We start from the raw sequence: 22,014 nt of genomic DNA on the forward strand, positions 1-22,014 counted from the left end.
AATCACCCCAATTGAAATACAATACCCACAATATTAGTTTAATTTTTTGGCCATTTAAAGATACCAGAAAAAAGGCAAATTGTAATTGCGATACGAACGGGAAGAAAATTTAACAATTATTACCTCACCAATTTTACAGGCACACCTGCTTTTTCGTTTTCGGTATCTATATATAATAAATAAATGCCATGTGCCAAATTGCTCAAATCAATTGTCGTATTCAAATTACCATCACTGATAGCTCGTGCTTCCTGTGATAATAATTTCCCTGTGATGTCTGTAATTCTTAATGATACATGCGAACTATTTCCCACGGTAGCTATTAGGTTAAACACACCGTCGTTACTAGGGTTTGGCCATACACGTACTATTGCAGTATAATATACATTAGCGATGCCTACCGAGTTGAAATTATAGGATAGTGATGCGGGGGAAGTGCATCCGAAACTATCTATATATGCTACAGTATATAATCCCTTTTGAATGGGGACAAAATGATTAACAGAGGTGGTTCCTGTTATATTTCCCGCTAGTTTCCATACATAAGAAGTGGCACCTGCTGGCGATGCAATAAGTGTATCTCCTTGCTGGGTAATAATAGGAGTTGCTGGGGTGTGGAATGTAAATGTATGTGCTAGTGAGGTGGCAGTACAGCCATTGTTATCAATAATAGTAACCGTAAGAGTTGTGGTCTGTTTAATCGTGATAGCGGGAGTTGTTTCTCCTGTGCTCCAATTATATACATTTGCAGTGCCCGCTGTTAGCATAATACTATCGCCGGAACATAAATCTTTGGGACCACCAGGGGTAATAAATGCTTGCGGTGCATTATATATATTTATGCTTATAATATTAGAACTGTCCATACCACACAACGTGGACACCACTGCACGATAATTCGTTTGTGCAGTAGGAGAAACAGTGATGGAATTGCTTGTATTTCCTGCACTAACCCACGATGTGCCATTATAATATTGCCAATCGATACTACCTGTATTTCCAGCAAGTAATAAATCGGTAGAAGCACCAGGGCATATTGACGTTGCGTTTGTGGAGGCAGTCCCTGCAATTGCTTTGGGGTTTATAGTTATTGATATAGTTTTAGAAGTATCAGTTCCACATTTTCCACTGGTTACCAATGCACGATAAGATGCGGCTACTGTTGGTAATACATATATATTATTTGCCGATGATCCTAAATTTTGCCAGTTATTGCTATTATCATATTGCCATTCGATGGTTCCTGTATTTCCAGTAAGTGCGAAAAATGCTGAATCGCCAGGACAAATTGAGGATGCAGATGCAAATATATTTCCTGCTACTGCGGCAGGAGTTATTATAATACTTATTGTTTTAGAAGTATCCGTGCCACATAATCCTGCTGTAATTAAAGCTCTATAATCTGTATTTACAGTTGGTGAAACATATATACTATTTGCTGATGAACCTATACTTTGCCAAGCATTACCATTATAATATTGCCAATCGATATTTCCTATATTGTTTGATATAGCTAAATTGACAGAATCACCATTACAAATCGTAGTTGAACTTGCTGCAATACTACCTGCCACAGCTTTTGAATTCACAGTTAAAGTAACTTGGTTTGAAGAATCGGGAGCACAAACACCCGATGTGAGATAAGCTCTATATATAATTGTAGATACTGGTGCTATTTTATATGGATTTGCAGATGAGGCTAAACTAACCCATGCCGAACCATTAAAATACTGCCATGCAATATTGCCTGAGCTACTGCTTAATGATAAGGCAACCGAATCGCCTGCACAGATAGTATTTACAGAAAGCGATGCTGTTCCACCAATTGCCTTGGGACTAACAGTAACAGTAATTTGATTTGATGAATCATTTGGGCAAATACTGGAAGCCACATAAGCTCTATAACTGGTATTATTTGCAGGGCCTACTTTATGAGGATTTGCCGAAGAACCTGTGCTGGTCCAAACACCTGCAGATAAATATTGCCATATAATACTTCCTGCACTTCCCGAAAGTGTAAGACTCACCGAATCACCACTACAAATAGAAGATGCCGACAAGCCTGCCGTACCGCCCACAGCCTTGGCTGCAATAGCAACTATAACAGGAGCTGATGTGGTTGATTGACCATAAGAATCTGTTACTTTCACGATGATTGTATCAGTTCCGGCTGATGAAGGATTATAATATAACGAATCGTAGGGATGGCCTTTACCTGATGATAATAATGTGGAACCGTTTTTATACCATCGGTAAGTATACCCCGTATCATATCCAGTGCTGTATTGTTGGCCAATTCCTATGCAAAAAGCTATATTGCTATTGGGTGAAATAACTGGGTTTGGCGGAGATGCAATATCAATAGTATAATCTTCGCATTCGCCCACATCCAACAAGTTTGTATTGGCCACAAAACAGGGATTAAATTTACAAGCACCTGTATAGAAATAATAGTAATAGCCTGACATAATCCGCAAACGATAAGAGCCTTGTGCCTGCCCTGAAGGTACTGTGAATGGAATGGTATCGGTATATTGATGATAGGTGTTGCGACCAAGTTCTTCAGTCGAATCGAACACCGCATTACTATTCCAGTCTACCCATGCTATGGTTGCTTGCGGATAAGTAACTGAGCTAGACCCTGGTGTAACATATAATGAATAATTTGTACCTGCCACAAGATTGGCAATATTGGCCGAGTAATCAGTATAGTAAGCTGCACTGCTAGTTGGCACACCCGATGATTTGCTCAAATTGTTGAGGCTAACTTTGGTGATACCCCATTGATAGTTATTATTATAATAGTTGGCAACACCACCTGTGGGCGTACAGTAATCAATTTTTCTGCTACCATAAGGGGCAGCGGTATCGGGGGTGTAACTAGCAGTATTAAGCTTAAAAGCCGTGCAAGTTGCATCAATATAATTTCCAATTTTTGCACCAGAATTTACATCATAACTAATCCAGAAAAAATTAGATCCTGTCTGCAAAGTAATAGAATCGGTAAATGATATGGCTGAGCTACTAGGGCTTGATATAGTGCTACCAAATTGTGTAGTAGTATTATAATTAGAATCAGTACCTGTATACCAAAGTCGGGCATTACTGATATCATTAGTATTGGTAGTACCTGTTGTATAAAAGGTGAACGATTTGGCAGCTATTGGAAATGCGGCTCCCTTGGTATTTATTTTTATATGTATTACTTCGTTATTGGTGGTATTGAGCTGTACCGATTTTTTATTTTGAAAGGTCTGAGCAGAAATATAAAACATGCTTTTTATTGTATCAACATTTAAAGTATAATCTTCAGTTTCGCCATATGAAAATTGAGAACAGGAAGCTGCTGCGTAGGAGGTATAATAATCAGCTCTTATTCTTACTTGGTATTTGCCAACTAAAGTAGAATTTGGAACTAAGAACGATCCAGCAGCTTTAAGAGAAGTGGTTAATTGATTTGCCACCACACGTTCAGTTGAATCAAAAGTACCGTCACTGTTGAAATCGACCCATATATTTATATATTGTGCATATACATAAGAAGTGATATTATAGTTTACATATTCACCTTGATTGGTAGTAGTGCTGCTACTTGTATAATCGGAATAGGAAGTGCTGCTACAACCAGAAGTTTTACTGATGGAATCTAAAACTACATTACTCATATACATATAACATGGGTAAAGAGAATTGGGAGGAATACAATAATATATTTTTCTATCCCCATTTGGATTATTGGTGTCGGGTGCATACGTAGTATTGCCAAGTGTTACTGAATCGCAACCCGCATCTATATGGTTGTTCAATTTGGCATACGAAGGAATATCATAAGTTAACCAAAAATAATTGCAACCTGAAGTAGTCAATATCATAGAATCATTGATAGTAAAATTATTCCCAGGATAGGTAACATTGCTGCCAAACTGTGTAGTAGCAGCAAATACAGGACTTGAACCTGTATACCATATTTTAGCATTCCTAATTTCGTTGCTATCTGTGGTTCCTGTGGAATTAAGTTGGAATGATTTTACGGGTAAGGGATTGGCAACCCCAACAGTATATATTTTAATTCCGATTACTTGATTATTGGTAGTGTTACGTTGAACATTGATTGTATTTTGTGTAGTAGCAGATGATATATAATTCATATTTTTCATCGTATCAACATTTAACATATAGTCTTCTGTTTCGCCGTAATATAATTTGCTACATGCTGTGGTATTATAATAAGTATAATAATCTGCAGTTACCCTCACCACGTGTTGACCCACACTTGTACTAGTAGGTATAGCAAAGGTTCCACTAGCTTTCAAATTAGTTGATAATTGATTTTTTACCACTTGTTCGGCAGAATCAAACAAACCATTATCATTAAAATCGACCCATATTCCGATATACATATTATATGCATATAATGATATATTATAATTAATATAATCTCCTTGCGAGGTAGCGGTGCTCAAATTGGTGAAATCGCTAAACGAAGTAGGGCTACAACCTGAATTACTATTGATGGAGTCGATTGTAACATTATTTATATACATATAAGTACAGGGAGAGTATGAGGTTGCTGGCACGCAATAATATATTTTTCGACTTCCATAGGGAGCAATAGAATCGGGCATATATATAGTTCCAGAGATATCAAGTGAATCGCAACCTGCATCCAGCAAATTGCCTAGTACCGCAGATGGTCTAACATCATAAGCAATCCAGAAATAATTAAATCCAGAAGAAAGTGCTATGGAATCGTTCACAGTAATACTACTTCCAGGATTTGAAACTGTAGCACCCACTTGTGTAATAGTAGAAAATGTAGAATTTGTTCCTGTATAATATACTTTGGCATTTGATACATCTGCTAAATTAGTAGTTCCTGTACTATTCAAATATAAATTATTCAATTTTAGAGGACTCAACGAACCCCAGGTACTCACTTTGATTTTTATAATTTCGTTATTGCTAGAACCTCTTGAAACATTGGGCGTAATTTGAAAAGTAGTGGTTGAATTATATACCATATTACTTTGTGCCAATACATTTGCGGTATAATCTTCTATTTCTCCATAGTAGCCATCAGCACAAGCATCTAGCGATGTATATGAATAAGCGTATTGATGTCTTACCCGCATACGGTGATATCCAATGGCAGCACCTGCGGGTATTGTAATAGTCGTATTGCCAGTTGAGTTGGTTACTACAAGATATTTATTTAAAAGCTGTTCATTTGTATTATTAAAATTACCATCATCATCAAAGTCAATCCATATATTTATATAGGCATTATACGAAGTGACCGCTATACTGCTATTATATGTAATTCCTTGCTCAAATTTTACCACCTTATTGGTATAATCATTATATGCTTTCGAATTGCAACTAGTGCCTGTATTATTTGCCAAATCGGAAACCTCAAAATTACTGATACACATACCACCAGAAAAACATCCATAAGTCATAGTAGGTATACAATAGTTGATTAACCTAAACCCTGCGGGGGCTGTTATTGCTGGCGTTACCACAGTATCTATGTCTATACTGGTACATTCAGCATCGAGTGAATCACCCACTTTGGCAGCAGAATCTATATCATATACCAACCAAAAATAATTGTCGCTATTGCTCACTAATTCCTGACTTCCGTTAAATGCAAAACTACCCGATGGGGAATTTACGGTACTTCCAAATTTTGTGATTGTATTAAATGTCGTTCCCACACCTGTATAGTATAATTTTGAATTTTTGATATTCGCTACATTACTTGTACCATTGGTATTAAAACTAAATGAAAAAGCAGTATCTGTAGCATTACATGCAGGTGTTACATTAATCCTCAACATCACATTATTGTTAGTGCCAGGTGTTATATTTTGTGTGTTTTGTAGCAAAGTTGCAGCAGTATATGTTGACAAATTTGAACCAATACCTACTGCATGCCATGCAGCAGCCACTGCAAACATTTCATTGGAACAAGTACCGAATAAATCTTCTGCTGCCAGCAAAGAATAGGTGCGGGCATCATCATACTGTGCGGAAGAATATAAATAATAAGTAAGCGTACGGAAAGCTATAGCTCCTGCTTTATGGATGCCAATTGAGTCCACATTATAATAGTCGCCATTATCGTTAGTGCCTGTATCGCCTTCAGATAATAAATAGAACCAATAATTTTGAACCCCGCTATTGGTATGCACACCGCCATTATCGGCAGCACCCGTATACCAGTTTTGACCATAATAAGTATCAGGTTGGTTTTTCGATTTGGGATTAGCCATGGAGCGAATCGTCCAACCAATCTTGGTGGCAAGATCCCATTCAAATTTTCCTGAATCACCATACCACTCTATCGCAGTTCCCAAACAATCACTGAAAGATTCATTTAATGCACCACTCTCGTACGAATAATTTAATCCGGCTGTAAATGTTGTTAAACCGTGGGTAATTTCGTGGCCTGCAATATCCAAGGAAACAAGCGGGTTGATCGTACTTCCATTACCATCACCATAAGTCATATAGCTGCCATTCCAAAAAGCATTCGAATAATTGCTTGAATAATGTATATAGCTTATCAGTTTAAATCCTGAACCATTAATACTATTTCTTCCATGAACATTCTTATAATAGTCGTATGTCATTTCACTCCCAAAATGTGCATCTGTAGCATATTCATCTTTGTTACTGTTTACATTATTCCAAAGTGTGTCGGCATCTGTAAAATCAACCGCACTGCCATAGCTAGTTCCTTTTTGCATATTATAAGTCTCCACCCCATTGCCTCGTTTTGTTTCACGCAATCTGAAACTATTGGCAGCATAATAATCAGTTATTATTTGTTGCGTGCCGCTCATCGCGGTTTTAGCGGTTACAGGTGTGTCGGCAGTATGAATCCTATCTAAATGTGCAAGCACCTCTCCTACTTGAGCATCCACAAAAACATATTGGCGACTCATCGGGTCGATAGCGTATATATCGAATTTAAAGGCCAATCTATAACGCTTGGAGTCGGTAACATAATCGCTGGCTACATATACCATTTCGCCTTTGGGATACCAAGTGGCATATAAATCTTTTCTTTGCATTTTGATAAGCTGTTCGCTCATGGGGTCGTCCCACATAAATACTTTTGCGTTCATGTGTGCTATTGCACTTTTCAAGGCATCACTTTCTGAAATATTTTTACTATTTGATGAATTAAAATTATCATATAACAATCCATTCATCGAAACAACTTTGCCATTTTTCACATGTATTAAATACATGGTATTCTCAACAAGCAAACCATTATATAATTGTTGGTAACGGTAATGGGTATAACCTATTTGATCCGCTTCTTGTGTGAGCAATTTCAGCTCAAAACTTTCATCCAAGCCCATAGTATTTTTGAACCAAGGCATGAACTCTTCAAAACTGGGCTGGGCTGTTGCTTTAAACTTTAAAAACGAGGGAATGCTCGAATAGGGCTTGAACAATAACTTGGCGGCAATGGGCTCAAGTTTTTGTTGCAACTTGTGAGATTGTGAATACGAAAGGCCGCAGCCGATGAAGATAACGAAGAAAAGGGATAGTATTTTTTTGAAATTCATGAAATTAGTGATTATTCTTATTGGGAGGCAAAGCTAATAAAAAAAATGGAAATTGTTAATGGGAAATTGTTTCCGATGGAGGCGGATTGCTGACGCATGACATTTAGAATTATCAATGGTAAAACAGCAATCTTTAATGGTTAATGAGGCTTACGCCGTGTTATATATGTAGCTTTGCCAACTCGGCGTATGCACAAACATGGCAGAGTTGTCAAAGCTTTCCGTATGACATTAACCATTATAATCTGCCGTATGGCATTTATTATTTATCATTAACAATTATTCCCTCACCAATTTCACAGGCACACTCATTCCATTCTCCGTATCAATATATAATAAATATATTCCATGAGAAAATTTGCTCAAATCAACAACAGTATTTAATATTCCTGAAGTGGTGGTATGGTTTTCTTGGAACAACAATTTACCAGTAATATCTGTTACTTTAAGTGATATATGAGAACCGTTTCCTACATGGGCTATCATATTATAAATACCATCACTTGGGTTGGGCCATACATCAATTTTAGGTTTATTATTATATATAGTTTCGATGTTTACAAAATTGAAATTATACAAACCTGACAGTTGAGAAACACAGCCAACACTATCTTTTAAGCTTACTGCAAACATTCCTTTTTGGGTCGGTAATATATAATTTACTGGGGTGGTTTTAATCACGCTCCCTTTATACTCCCAGGTGTATGTTGCTGCACCTGCAGGCAAAGCGAATAAGGTATCCCCCTGCTGCGACAATGTAGGTGTAGAAGGATTATTGAATGTATATACATTTGAAGCAGAAGTGGCTTTGCAACCGTACAAATCTGTAATAGATACCTTCAAGACCGTAGTTTGTTTAATTGTGACTTTTTGAGTGGTATCTCCCGTACTCCAAATATATGATTTTGCTATATTTGTAGTAAGTGTAATACTATCAGGTGAGCATAGTGTTTTTGGGCCGCCGGGAGTTATTGTAACAATGGCAACAGGGAATACATTTACAATTATTATATTTGAACTGTCAATACTACAAATGGTAGAAACTACAGCACGATAATTTGATTTTGCTGTTGGAGGAACTGTAATAGTATTTGTTGTATCTCCCATACTTACCCATGTAGAATTACTATAATACTGCCAATCAATTCCTCCTGTATTTCCCGTTAAGGTAAAAGTAGTTGTAGTCCCAGGGCAAATAGAGGAAGCCGCAGCAGAAGCCACTCCAGCAATGGCTTTGGGATTAACTATAATAGTCATAATTTTAGAAGTGTCTGTGCCGCAACCACCATTGGTCACAACCGTCCTGTATGATGCCGTGGCATTTGGAAATACATTTCTAGTGTTCGAATTGGCAGCAATATTTTGCCAGTTACCGCCAATATCAGATTGCCATATAATATATCCCGTAGTTCCAGATAAAGAAAGCATAGAAGTATCACCGGGGCAAATCGCAGTTTTTGAAGCTATAATAGTTCCCGCCACCGGAAGTGCAGTTACTATAATAGTTGCGGATTTTGTAGAATCACTTCCACAAGTGCCCGCCGTTACATAGGCTCGGTAATTGGTATTGCTCGATGGTTTTACATAGATACTATTGCTTGTTAAACCTACACTTTGCCAAGCACTGCCTGTATTATATTGCCAATTAATAGTCCCCGTATTATTTGATAAAATTAAATTCACGGAATCACTGGCACATATAAAAGTAGCAGAAGAAGATATACTTCCCGCAACTACTTTTGGATTTACTGTTAAGGTTAATTGATTGGACGAATCGGGTAAACAGGCACCAGAGCTTAGATAAGCTCTATATATATTAGATGCTGAAGGTGAAAATTTGTGGGGATTTTTAGATGACCCCATATTGGTCCAAACATTATTATTATAATATTGCCAAGCAATAGTTCCTATATTATTTGCCAAAGATAAACTAAGCGAATCGCCTGCACAGATAGCAGATGCTGATAATGCAGCCGTACCTCCCGCAGCTTTTGGACTTACCGTTACCGATATATTTTTAGAAGAATCAGCACCGCAAATTCCAGAAGTGACCAATGCTCTATATATAATACTTGTAGTAGGTATTATATAAAAACTATTGGTAGTATCTCCCGAATTTTGCCATGTAATATTATTGTAATACTGCCACTTAATTGTTCCTGTATTTCCTGTAATACTTAAATTAACAGAATCGCCGACACAAAGAGATGCAGAGCCTGGAGATACTGAACCTGCAACACTTTTGGGGATAACGGTTACGGTAAGTTGATTGGACGAATCGTTGCCACAACTTCCAGAACTTATATAAGCTCTGTAAATAGTATTGGAGGTTGGATAGGCTTTATAAGGATTTGCCGAGGAGCCTAAATTGGACCAAGCACTTCCATTATACGATTGCCAATTGATAGTACCTGTACTGCCCGACGAAGATAGATTTACAAAATTGCCGTTGCAGATAGTTGACGAAGATATAGTTGCTGTTCCCCCCACAGGCATAGGGGATATTTTCACTACCACCTTACTTGAGGTAGTAGTTTGATTATATACATCTGTAATTTTAACTGTAATAGTATCATTCCCTGCTGATGAAGGACTATAATATAGTGAATCATAAGGATGTCCTTTGCCAGATGATAATGATGTGCTACTATTCTTAAACCATTGGTATTTATAACTTGAATCGTAGCCGGTGGTAAACAACTGCCCACCGCCTATGCAAAATGATACATTTGAATTGGGTAAGATAACCGCAGTGGGTGCAGCAGGTAATATATTTAGGGTATAATCTTCTGTTTCTCCATAATACAATTGACTACATACATAAGACGCTGGAAAACTAATGTAGTCAGCCATTACACGCATTTGGTGTTTGCCTATTGGAGCAGAACTAGGTATCGTAAATGAGCCAACATCTTTCAGACTACTCGATTGTTTGTTCTTTACCATTTGTTCTGTGGAATCAAATATACCATTATCATCAAAGTCGACCCATATATTTATAAATTGGTCATATGCATATAATGATACCGTATAAGTAACCGATTTTTTTTGCGAAGTAGTAGTACTGTTACTTGTAAAATCAGAATACGAGGTGCTACTGCAAGTAGAAGTCTTATTAATAGAATCGAGTTTTACATTGCTTATATACATATAGGTACAAGGTGAAATAGAAGTGGGTGGAATGCAATAACCAATTTTTCTATTCCCTGCTGGATTTGTTGTATCAGCTATATAAATGGTGTTTCCAAGTGTTATAGAATCGCATCCTGCATCTATATAGTTTCCCATTTTTGCAGTTGATGCTACATCATAGGAGAGCCAAAAATAATTAGTTCCTTTCGACAATACCATAGAATCTGTAACAGTAAAGTTGTCTCCAGGATATATGATAGTATTGCCAAATTGCGTAGTTGTATTATATACAGAATTGGTGCCGGTGTACCACACTTTGGCATTCCTAATTTCAGCAGTATCAGTAGTGCCATTTGTATTGATATTGAAGGCTTGCATGGGTATGGCATTCCCTGTTCCACCCATCACCACCTTCATAGCTATTACCTGGTTATTGGTAGAACTTTTTTGTACTGAATTTGTATTTTGTGTAGTATTAGAAGATATATAATACATGTTTTGAGGCGTATCAACTTTTATAGAATAATCTTCCGATTCTCCATAATATAATTTACCACAAGGCGTAGAATTATAAGTAGTAAAATAATCGGCTGTAACCCTTACCGAATGCTGCCCAATGGAGGTTGACGAAGGAATTGTAAAAGCACCCGTTGCTTTAAATCCTGATGAAAGATTATTTTGGACCATAATTTCTGTTGAATCGAAAATTCCATTATTATTTAAATCGACCCAAATACAAACATACATATTATAACCATATAATGATATACTATAGTTTACTTGATCGCCCTGTGCAACTATGGTACTCAAATTGGAATAATCAGAATACGAGGTAGAACTGCATCCTGTGGTATTATTGATAGAGTCGAGAGTTACATTATTTATATACATATAGGAGCAAGGAGATGTAGAAGTTGGCGGAAAACAATTGCTTACCTTACGGAATCCTGCAGGTGCTGTAATAGTAGGCGTTACAATGGTATCCACTGTTACAGAAGCACATTCTGCATCAACGGAATCGCCTAAATTTGCATTAGAGTCTATATCATAAGTAAGCCAAAAATAATGATCGTCATTCTTTTTAAGTTTTTGTGAACCGCTAAAGGTAAAGGTTCCCGAAGGTGAAGTTTTTGTACTGCCATATTGGGTAGTAGCAGCAAATGTATTGCTCGTTCCTGTATACCATAATTTGGCGTTTTCTATATCCGCAACATTGCTTGTTCCATTGGTATTAAACGTAAATGAAAAAACAGTATCGATGGCATTGCATGCAGGAGTAATAGCAACACGAAGTATTATATTATTTGTACTGCCTGGTAATATGCTTAATGTATTTTGTTGTAATGATGCGACTGTTTTATAGCTCAATTCTGAACCAATACCCACAGCATGCCAGGCAGCAGCTACTGCAAATGATTCAAAGGAACAAGTACCATACAAATCTTCTGCGGCTTTTATAGAATAAGTGCGGGCGTCGGCATACTGCGAAGAAGTTCCCAAATAATAAGTAAGGGTCCGATAAGCTATCGCTCCAGCTTTCCAAATTCCTATAGAATCCACTTTATAATAATCACCATTGTCATTGGTTCCTGAGTCGCCGGTACTCAGTAAGTAAAACCAAAAGTTTTGGACGCCACTATTGGTATGTACGCCGCCATTATCACCTGACCCCGTATACCAGTATTGGCCTTTATAGGTGTTTGGATCACTATATGCTTTTGGGTTTCCGATGGAGCGTATCGTCCAACCTATTTTGGTGCCAAGGGGCCACTCAAATCTATCTGAATCGCCATACCACTCGATGGCAGATCCTAAGCAATCGCTGAAGGATTCATTCAATGCACCACTCTCATAAGAGTAAGTTAAATTAGCGGTATTTGAGGTGAGTCCATGTACTATTTCATGTCCTGCAATATCCAATGAAACCAAAGGCTTGATGGACGAACCATTCCCATCACCATAAGTCATATAACTTCCATTCCAAAAAGCATTGAAATAACTACTTGAGTAATGTATATAACTTATAAGTTTGAAACCAGAGTTATTGATACTATTTCTATTATAAGTATTTTTTAAATAATCATAGGTCATTTCCGCACCAAAATGTGCATCGGTAGCATATTCATCATAATTGCTATTCACATTATTCCATGTGGTATCACTATCCGTAAAATCAACCGCACTCCCATAGCTTGTACCTGTTTTCATATTATAGGTTTCTATACCATTGCCACGATTTTTTTCTCGCAATCTAAAACTATTTGCCGCATAATAGTCTGTATATATTTGCCTATCCCCACTCATAGCGGTTTTCGCTGTTACCAAAGTATCGGAGGTGTGAATTCTATCAAGATGTGCAATCACTTTTGCTTGTTGTGCATCTACAAATACATACTGACGGCTTAAGGGTTCTGTAGCATATATATCGAATTTATAAGCCAACTTATATTGTGTGGCATCAATTATATAATCGTTTGCTACATATACCAATTCACCTTTTGGATACCAAGTCGCATATACATCATTTGCTTGTTGCTTAATCAACTGTTCGTTTAAAGGATCTTCCCACATATATATTTTTGCGTTCATATATATCATAGCTTTTTTCAATGCCGCATCTTCCGTTATACTTTTATTAAACCCTATATTAAAATGGTGATATAACAATCCATTCATCGAAACTATTTTTCCTTCTTTTACATGCACCAGGTACATCGTATTTTCAACAGGTAAATTATTATATAGTTGTTGGAAACGATAATGGGTATAACCTATTTGATCGGTCTCATTGGTCAATAATTTGAGACCAAAAGCTTCATTTTCCCCCATTTTGTTTTTAAACCAATCTTCAAAATTTTCAAATATTGGCTGCAATTCAGGTTTGAAAATAACAAAACTAGGAATCTCCGACTCAGGTTTGAACATGAGCTTGTCGGCAACAGGTTCTAGCTTTTGTTGAATCGATGAAGTTTGTGAATAGACGCAGCCCGCAGCCGTAAAGACAACTACGATTAAAGTAAGTAGATTTTTTAATGCCATTGAATAGTAGATTTTATTAGCGACGCAAAGCTAAATGATTAATAGTTAATTATCAATGGTTAATTATTTCCGTCGCCCCCCCCCGCGGCGGGGCTATCGGGAGGGGTGAATGATTTCTACCAGCAGCAGATTGCTTAAGCTGGATGTCATTAACCATTCGCCATTATATATTGCCGTTCCGAAACATTGGAAGGCATAAACCATTACAGTTAAATCAAAACGGACTTTGAAAATTTTTATTATTCATGAAAACAGTATCTGTGAGCGTTTTTAAAAACTGCACCAAATCACTTTTATCTTGATGTGTAAGTCCTAAACCAAATTGTTTATTGGTTTTAGTCATCAAAGGGTCAATATTGGGTGAGCTTAATTTCACCCCTGAATTATAAAATTCCACTACTTCCTCCAAAGTTGCAAAACGCCCGTCGTGCATATATGGGGCTGTAAGTTCAATATTACGTAAAGTAGGAACAGAAAATTTACCTCTATCATATATCTTACCCGTAATCAAAGATCTTCCTTCACTAGGGCCAACTAAAATAGAGTCGAGGCCATTGTTACTAAATGCATTTGAACTATACAATACACTTCCATGGCAGTGAAAACAATCACCTTTCTCCGACATGTATATTTCGGCACCACGCATCTCGGCTGCTGTGAGTGTTGCTTTGTGATTTTTATATTGATCCAACTTTGAATTTGAACTAATCATAGTACGCATAAATTGTGATATGGCGTATACTATCTTTTGCTGAAGTTCTGGATAAGGTATTTTAGCTATATTTCTTAGGCCAAAAGCCTTTAAAAACAAATCGGGATATAGTGCATGACGCGAAAAACGTGCATATATTGAATCTTGATTTGAATTAAAAAATTCTGGTCCAAAATCAGCAATTCCTTCATGGTCGAGCACATTCTCGCTACCATTCCAATTAAAGTCACTATTCCATGCCAAATTTATATGAGGAGGTACGCTGATTCTTTCACCAGTTTGTAAAACAAATATTGGAATACTATATGACTTATCAGAATTGTGGCAAGAAGAACAACTTCTTCCATTGGTGGAAAGTATATTATCATAATATAACATTCTTCCTAATTGTATGCCTTCTACAGTAAGTGGATTAAACGCTGGTATTACGGGCTTCGGAAACCCTTTTGGTATTTCTAATTCATAAGGCGTAGGACTAGGAATACCTGTATCAATGGGCTTGTCTTTACGGCAAGTTACTAACAAAACTATTATACCGAAAATTATAAAAAGTGGTTTAGTGAATCTGAAATACATCGTTCCCGTTTTTACTTATTTTTTGCATCAATGAATCAATACCCATTATATAGTTCCCGTCGGTATCAAAATTATAGGTATAGGGATTCTTGAACCATTCACTTAAGTCCATGGTCAATTTTAAATTTGTTCCATTTTTTAACACACTAAAATCTTTATTAATATCAATTTTAACCAATTGAGAATTTCTACCTAAGTGCATGGCAAAACCTACGGTATCTTTACTAACGTAATCTCCTTCGAATTGCAGAAAATGATAGCCACCTCCCATCATATCAGGCCATGCCATATTTTGTACCTCTAAATTTGACCCCAAGGCATCTGTTACATTACTAGCGGAATCTACGCCTATAAAAAATGAAATACCATTATAATTTCCTTCTACATTTTGTAGCCAAGTTCTAACAGTACTCAATTCAGATTCGACATCAACCAACCAATGAACAGGCAAAAAAACATTATTGCCCGTATTTCTTTTTAACACAATATTTGAAATAAAATATCTTAAATGCCTTACTCTATATTTATTGCCTGCTTGGTTAGTATACCAATCCTTATATAAACTTAAATGGGAAGTTTCAACTACATGGTTTAAAGATATAGTGAACTTAGGGTTTGGCTCAATCACTATTGGGTTTTTTTTGCAAGAAAACGCAAAAACGATAAGGCCTGAATATATAAAAAATAATTTCATTTTAAAGTTCCTACAAAATTAATATCCTATAATGATTATAACATGATATATCTCACAAAAAAAACTAATATAAATCATAAAAATAAGTTTAAAGAGACCTCAATTTTGAAAATTCCATCGCAATCGCATGAACACAGAATTATTTTTGTCTGAAAATGGCACACTCACCATTCAAGATTATTATACTGAAATCGCTAGGTTAAAAAAAGAAAAAAATGTGGTGATACTATCACATTATTATATGCCTCCCCAATTACAGTTATTGGTAGATGAAGGTGGTATTGCCGATTTTTTGGGCGATTCACTTGGGTTAAGTATCGAAGCTACAAAAGTGAAACAAGAAAATATTATATTTTGTGGAGTAAGTTTTATGGCCGAAACCGCTAAAATTTTGAACCCGACAAAAAATGTGTTTATCCCCAATAAAAATGCAGGATGTTCACTAGCTTCAAGTATTACAGCCAATGATTTGAAGAATTTCAAAAAAAGATTCCCGAATATTCCCATCATTGGATATGTGAACACCTACGCTGAAACCAAAGCAGAATGCGATATCTGCTGCACTTCCCGAAATGCGTTGAACATCGTCCGCTCATTTACAGAAGAAACCTTAATGTTTGTTCCAGATAAATATATGGGTGCAAATTTACGTACCAGAATTCATCGTGAAACAGGGAAAAATATGATGCTGTGGGATGGGAAATGTGAAGTACATGAGCAATTTAAAAGTGATTCATTTAATATTATTAAAAGCCAATACCCCAATGCTAAAATGTTGCTACATTGGGAAGTGCCTGAAGCCACAGTTAAAGAGAATTTAGAAGAAATGGGAGGTGTTTTGGGCAGCACCAGTGATATAATAAACTATGTAAAAAATAGTAAAGATCATACTTTTATACTGGGCTCTGAATGCGATTTGGGAAGTACTTTAAAACGGTTGTACGCCGACAAACAATTTATAACGCCCTGTATCAAATGCCAGTATATGAAAATGATTACGCTCGATGCTACATTAAATGTCTTAAATGCGATTGGAAATGAAGAACAAAAAAACTATGAAATAAAATTAGATGATGAAATTATATATAAAGCCGCAATACCTTTAAAAAGGATGCTCGAATTTAGTTGAACAATTGATGAATCCTAAATTAAATATAATCTGCGTGGGAGGTGGTATCAGTGGGTTGACATTTGCCCTAAAAGCAGTTGCTTTTGCCAAGGTATATCTCATAGCAAAAGATGGTTTATATATATCAAACTCATACCAAGCCAAAGGCGGGATAGCAGCGGTGTTTGCAGACAATGATTCAGTGGATGCACATATACAAGACACCCTTGTGGCAGGAGAAGGATTATGCAATAATCATGCGGTGAACTTTATGATAAGAAATGCCAAAGAAAGTATTATAGAATTGTTAAGGTTAGGAGTAGATTTTACCCAAGATCATCACAGGAATTTAGATTTATCAAAAGAAGGAGGGCACAGACATAACCGCATTGTACATGCAAAAGATGAAACAGGCAAGCACGTTATTGAAACATTGGTGAAATTGGTTCGTGAGCACCCCAATATTTATATATATGAAAATCATTTTGCAATTGATTTGATTATAGAAAATGGTGAATGTTGCGGAGCTACCATCCTTGATCAAGATAAGAATGAAATATATAAACTATTTGCTGATAAAACAATATTAGCAACTGGAGGAGCTGCACAAGTTTATGCATTAAACACAAATCCCAACAGTGCATCAGGTGATGGCTTTGCAATGGCTTACCGAGTTGGAGCAGAAATTTCTAATATGGAATTTGTGCAATTTCATCCAACTATGTTATATTTGAAAAACCAAGAGGAAAATATATTAATTAGTGAAGCCTTACGTGGTGCTGGTGCGGAGCTAAAGAATTTGGATGGTAGCATCTTTATGAACAAATATCATCCCATGGGTTCACTAGCTCCACGCGATATTGTTACAAGAAGTATGATAAAGGAAATGCAAAAATGTCATTCTGATTTTTTATATCTTGATGCAACGCATATAGAGAATGGACTATTAGAAACTGAATTTCCATACATATATAATATATGCAAAAAATATGGAATAGATATTAGTAAGCGTATGATACCTGTGGCACCTGCTGCACATTATATATGTGGTGGTGTAAATACTGATTTAACAGGTAGAACCTCAGTTCCTAATCTATTTGCTATTGGTGAAGTGGCGTGTACAGGGGTGCATGGGGCTAACAGACTCGCCAGCAATTCTCTGTTGGAGGGATTGGTGTTTGCGAATGCTGCGGCGATGTATATTCAATATTCGCCGATAGGAATACATGAATATTATAAACATATTATAACGCATGTAACAGAGGAAAAACCACCAAAAAGTAGCATATCTGTCGATTTAAAAAAGATACAATCCCTAATGTGGGCTAATGTCGGCATTGTTAGAAATGAAGAAGCGTTGAACAAGGCAAAATATACATTAAAAAAATGGGAAGGCGAATTATTGGATATAAATCCTAAGAATACACTTTCAAGAGATAATTGCGAATTATTGAATATGGTACAGACTAGTCTGCTCATAACAGAAGCTGCAATAGTTAGGAAGGAAAGTATCGGCACTCACTATAGAGATGATAGTATACACAATATTCAAAAAAATATTTTTCAGGGCAACATAAATTCTAAAGAGGAATTTACCTTATAAAAAAACAGCATAGTTGCTTTTCTGATTTGAATCATATTTTGACAAGTTTGTTTCATGGTAATTTGTATCATTAAAATATAAATCGTTTTGACTGAGAAATTTTTTCCTGAAGTAGCTGTAATTGTGCTAAACCACAATGGAAAAAAATTTCTAGATGATTGCTTTAATTCTATAAGGTTAACCACATATTCCAATTATAGAATTTACTTATTGGATAATGCATCCACCGATGATGATGTGACTTATGTTAGGTCAACTTTCCCTGAAGTACATATTATACAAAATAGCGAAAATAATGGTTTTTGTGCTGCCTATAATTTAGCATTTACACAATGCACAGGAAAGTATTTTCTTTGTTTGAATAATGATGTGAAAGTAAAACCTGATTGGCTTACACATTTAGTAAATGTGGCAGAAGAAGATGATATGATAGCCGCACTACAGCCTAAAATTGTTTCCTTTTTTGATGAGCATAAATTTGAATATGCTGGTTCGAGTGGTGGCATGATGGATATATATGGTTTCCCATTTTTGCGTGGGCGTGTATTTGATACTATTGAAGATGATAACGGACAATATGATGACATCTCGGATATCTTTTGGAGTTGCGGTGCTGCCTGCTTTATTAGAGCTTCAGTACTCAAAGAAATAGGAATATTTGACGAAACTATTGTGCACCACATGGATGAAATAGATTTGAATTGGAGAATGCATTTAATGGGCTATAAAGTTAAAGTAGTGCCGCAATCTATTATACTTCATTATGGGGGTGCAACTATACAACAACAAAGTTTTAAGAAAATGTATTGGAATCATCGTAATTCATTATACCTATTATTGAAAAACTATGGTATTAAAAATGCGATTTCAAAATCATTCGTGCATGTATTGCTCGACTATATAGCTATTGGTAAAAGTGTTGTATCTCTTGAATTTACTAGAGCTTTAGCAATATTCTATGCACATTTATGGATTACACTTAATATTTTTCTGATTAACAAAAAGAGAAATCAAGTGCAAAAAATGAGGACTAAAAATGATGATTATATACGCAGTAAATTTTATCCCAAAAGTGTTGTGTGGCAATATTTCTTTAGCAACAAGAAAACTTACACAGAACTTATCAAACATTAAAATAAATCTCATATATTATGAAAATAAATCTCATAGCAGAACATCTTAACGGATTGAAAGTAATTCAACCAGATGTATTCGACGACGACAGGGGATTCTTTATGGAAGTATTCCGTACCGATGAATTTGAAAAATTGGGAATCCCTACCAATTTTGTGCAAGATAATCATTCACGATCTGGCAAAAATGTGCTACGGGGTGTCCATTTCCAATGGGAACCACCGATGGGAAAAATTATGCGTGTAACCTATGGTGAAGCATTTTTGGTGGCAGTTGATATCAGAAAAGGTTCGCCTAGCCTAGGGCAATGGCATGGAGAAATTGTTTCATCACAAAACAAGAAACAAGTTTGGGCTCCTGCTGGATTTGCCCGTGGTTTTTGTGTGTTAAGTGAAGCTGCAGAAATTCAATATAAATGCACCGGGCTCTATAATAAAAATGCGGAATCTGGCATACAATGGAACGACCCAGCAATTGGTATCAAATGGCCCATTAGCAATCCGCAACTTTCAGAAAAGGATAAAACTGCACAAACATTGGAGCAGTGGCTATCAAGCAATTTGTCGGGCAATTTCAGATATTAATATATATAGTAATGACTAAGAAAAAAATTTTTATTGCAGGAGGTTCTGGCTTTGTCGGAGCCGTATTATCTCCCTATCTTCATCATGCAGGATATGATATTACCATTGCCGATACATGCTGGTTTGGCGAACATGCACCTCGTGGAATTACCTTAATGAAACTAGATCTGTTTGATTTAAAAATTGAACAATTGAAAGGATATGATACGGTGATATTTTTAGCAGGTTTATCAAACGACCCTATGGCCGAATATGCACCATCAGGTAATTTCATATATAATACTGCACTACCAGCATATATAGGTTTTATAGCCCGTGAAGCTGGAGTAAAAAGAGTGATATTTGCCAGTTCGTGTTCAGTATACGGCTATACACATAATAAGACATATACAGAAATTGATGAGGCGGTTTGCAACTATCCTTATGGCGTTTCAAAACTTCAAGGTGAATGTGTATTAACGTCGTTGCAGACTGAAGATTTTTCTGTTATATGTTTGCGGCAAGGCACTATTAGTGGATACAGCCCTAGAATGAGATTGGATCTAGCGATCAATACTATGATGAAAAATGCGATGTTGAAACATGAGATTACGGTTTCAAATCCTAAAATTTGGCGACCCATTCTCGGCTTGAAAGACCTGTGTAAGGCTTATCACTTGGCTATAGACAGCAAGCCTAGTATCAATGGTATTTTCAATATCGCTTCGTTTAACAATACAATTGGGGAGCTTGCCCAACAGCTAAAAAATATACTAGAAAAAAAGTATAACACGCTTATAAAGATAACCGATAAGAATATACAAGACTATCGAAACTATAAAGTAAGTTGGCAAAAGGCACAAGAGGTCTTATGGTATAATCCAGCACAAACTGAAGCAGATATTATTGAAGATTTGCTTGAAAACATTGACAAGTTTAATGATTTTAAAAATCCGAAGTATTATAATATAGAAGTTTTCAAAAATATTAAAACCAAATACTAAAGTATGAAAGTACTAGTTTTAGGAGCAAATGGACAATTGGGTAATGATATAGTTTCGGCATTTGAAAAGGAGCATGAGGTTATAGGAATTACCCATGATGATATCGATATCGGAAATTTATCAGATATACATCAATTACTGTTAGAAAAAAAGCCTAATATATTAATAAACACTACAGCCTTTCACCATGTGGAACTTTGTGAGCAAAGCCCAGAAACTGCTGAACTTGTTAATGCGATAGCTGTAGGATTTATGGCAAATATATGCAAGATGTTGCATATAAAATTTGTACATTTCAGCACAGATTATGTATTTGATGGCGAAAAAAAAACACCTTATGTTGAAACTGATTTTGCAAGTCCCGTTAATGTATATGGTAAATCAAAACTTCATGGTGAGAAACTAATTTTAGAAAATAATCCCAATGCACTTATTATAAGAATTTCTGCTATATATGGTCAACATGCCTGTAGGGCAAAGAAGGGTTTGAATTTTATACAATTGATGCTGAAACTTGCTCAGGAAAAGGGCGAAGTAAAAGTGGTTGACGATGAATTTGTATCACCTACCAGCACTAAAAATGTAGTGCAACAAGTAGCACTAACTCTCAAATCGGATATCAATGGTATTGTACATGCTACGTCAGAAGGACAGTGCTCGTGGTATGAATTTGCTGAAGAAATATTTAAATATACCCATACAAAAGTAAATCTATACAAAGGCAGTTCATCAGATTTTCCTGCTAAAGTAAATAGACCAAAATATTCAGTACTTCAAAATGACGTGCTACATAAAAATAATATCAACATCATGCTTCCATGGAAAGACGCTTTGCACCAATATCTTGACGAAATTAAAAAATAAAT

10 protein-coding genes are annotated in these 22,014 nt (G+C 36.1%); 6 read left to right on the top strand and 4 right to left on the bottom strand.

Features of this window, described 5'->3' with window-relative positions; all coding sequences use genetic code 11:
- Positions 1–119 precede the first annotated feature (119 nt).
- From SGJ10_12955 to SGJ10_12970, 4 genes are all read right to left on the bottom strand, one after another.
- The gene (locus SGJ10_12955) at positions 120–7,505 is read right to left on the bottom strand and encodes a GEVED domain-containing protein (protein ID MDZ4759030.1); all 7,386 of its coding nucleotides are present in this window, start codon (positions 7,503–7,505) and stop codon (positions 120–122) included.
- Positions 7,506–7,862: 357 nt separating this feature from the next.
- Positions 7,863–13,754 (bottom strand): M4 family metallopeptidase, encoded by a 5,892-nt coding sequence (locus SGJ10_12960; protein MDZ4759031.1) that lies wholly within the window; start codon positions 13,752–13,754, stop codon positions 7,863–7,865.
- 214 nt (positions 13,755–13,968) lie between these two features.
- Complete coding sequence (locus SGJ10_12965) at positions 13,969–14,991, bottom strand: cytochrome c peroxidase (GenBank protein MDZ4759032.1); 1,023 nt, start codon at positions 14,989–14,991, stop codon at positions 13,969–13,971.
- Positions 14,992–15,022: 31 nt separating this feature from the next.
- Positions 15,023–15,736, bottom strand: a complete 714-nt coding sequence (locus SGJ10_12970; protein ID MDZ4759033.1) for an MbnP family protein — start codon at positions 15,734–15,736, stop codon at positions 15,023–15,025.
- A 127-nt stretch (positions 15,737–15,863) separates the two neighbouring features.
- Between SGJ10_12970 and nadA the strand changes: the two genes are divergently transcribed.
- The 6 genes from nadA (at position 15,864) to rfbD (ending at position 22,012) form a co-directional block, all read left to right on the top strand.
- Positions 15,864–16,865 (top strand): quinolinate synthase NadA, encoded by a 1,002-nt coding sequence (gene nadA, locus SGJ10_12975; GenBank protein ID MDZ4759034.1) that lies wholly within the window; start codon positions 15,864–15,866, stop codon positions 16,863–16,865.
- A 7-nt stretch (positions 16,866–16,872) separates the two neighbouring features.
- The gene (nadB, locus tag SGJ10_12980; protein MDZ4759035.1) at positions 16,873–18,447 is read left to right on the top strand and encodes an L-aspartate oxidase; all 1,575 of its coding nucleotides are present in this window, start codon (positions 16,873–16,875) and stop codon (positions 18,445–18,447) included.
- An 87-nt stretch (positions 18,448–18,534) separates the two neighbouring features.
- Positions 18,535–19,581 carry a glycosyltransferase family 2 protein gene (locus SGJ10_12985; protein MDZ4759036.1) on the top strand — a complete coding sequence of 349 codons (1,047 nt, stop codon included), beginning with the start codon at positions 18,535–18,537 and terminating at the stop codon, positions 19,579–19,581.
- Positions 19,582–19,598: 17 nt separating this feature from the next.
- Positions 19,599–20,165: a dTDP-4-dehydrorhamnose 3,5-epimerase gene (gene rfbC / locus SGJ10_12990; protein ID MDZ4759037.1), complete on the top strand. Its 567-nt coding sequence runs from the start codon at positions 19,599–19,601 to the stop codon at positions 20,163–20,165.
- Between the two features lie 11 nt (positions 20,166–20,176).
- Positions 20,177–21,148 carry an SDR family oxidoreductase gene (locus tag SGJ10_12995; protein MDZ4759038.1) on the top strand — a complete coding sequence of 324 codons (972 nt, stop codon included), beginning with the start codon at positions 20,177–20,179 and terminating at the stop codon, positions 21,146–21,148.
- A gap of 3 nt (positions 21,149–21,151) precedes the next feature.
- Complete coding sequence (rfbD, locus tag SGJ10_13000; protein ID MDZ4759039.1) at positions 21,152–22,012, top strand: dTDP-4-dehydrorhamnose reductase; 861 nt, start codon at positions 21,152–21,154, stop codon at positions 22,010–22,012.
- The last annotated feature ends 2 nt before the right edge of the window (positions 22,013–22,014 follow it).

This window comes from Bacteroidota bacterium (genome assembly GCA_034439655.1).
Taxonomy (GTDB): Bacteria; Bacteroidota; Bacteroidia; order UKL13-3; family UKL13-3; genus CANJUD01.

Coding starts and splice junctions, on each gene's coding strand:
- SGJ10_12960 (MDZ4759031.1), bottom strand. CDS start 13,754: ATGGCATTAAAAAATCTACTTACTTTAATCGTAGTTGTCTTTACGGCT.
- SGJ10_12970 (MDZ4759033.1), bottom strand. CDS start 15,736: ATGAAATTATTTTTTATATATTCAGGCCTTATCGTTTTTGCGTTTTCT.
- nadA (MDZ4759034.1), top strand. CDS start 15,864: ATGAACACAGAATTATTTTTGTCTGAAAATGGCACACTCACCATTCAA.
- nadB (MDZ4759035.1), top strand. CDS start 16,873: ATGAATCCTAAATTAAATATAATCTGCGTGGGAGGTGGTATCAGTGGG.
- rfbC (MDZ4759037.1), top strand. CDS start 19,599: ATGAAAATAAATCTCATAGCAGAACATCTTAACGGATTGAAAGTAATT.
- SGJ10_12995 (MDZ4759038.1), top strand. CDS start 20,177: ATGACTAAGAAAAAAATTTTTATTGCAGGAGGTTCTGGCTTTGTCGGA.
- rfbD (MDZ4759039.1), top strand. CDS start 21,152: ATGAAAGTACTAGTTTTAGGAGCAAATGGACAATTGGGTAATGATATA.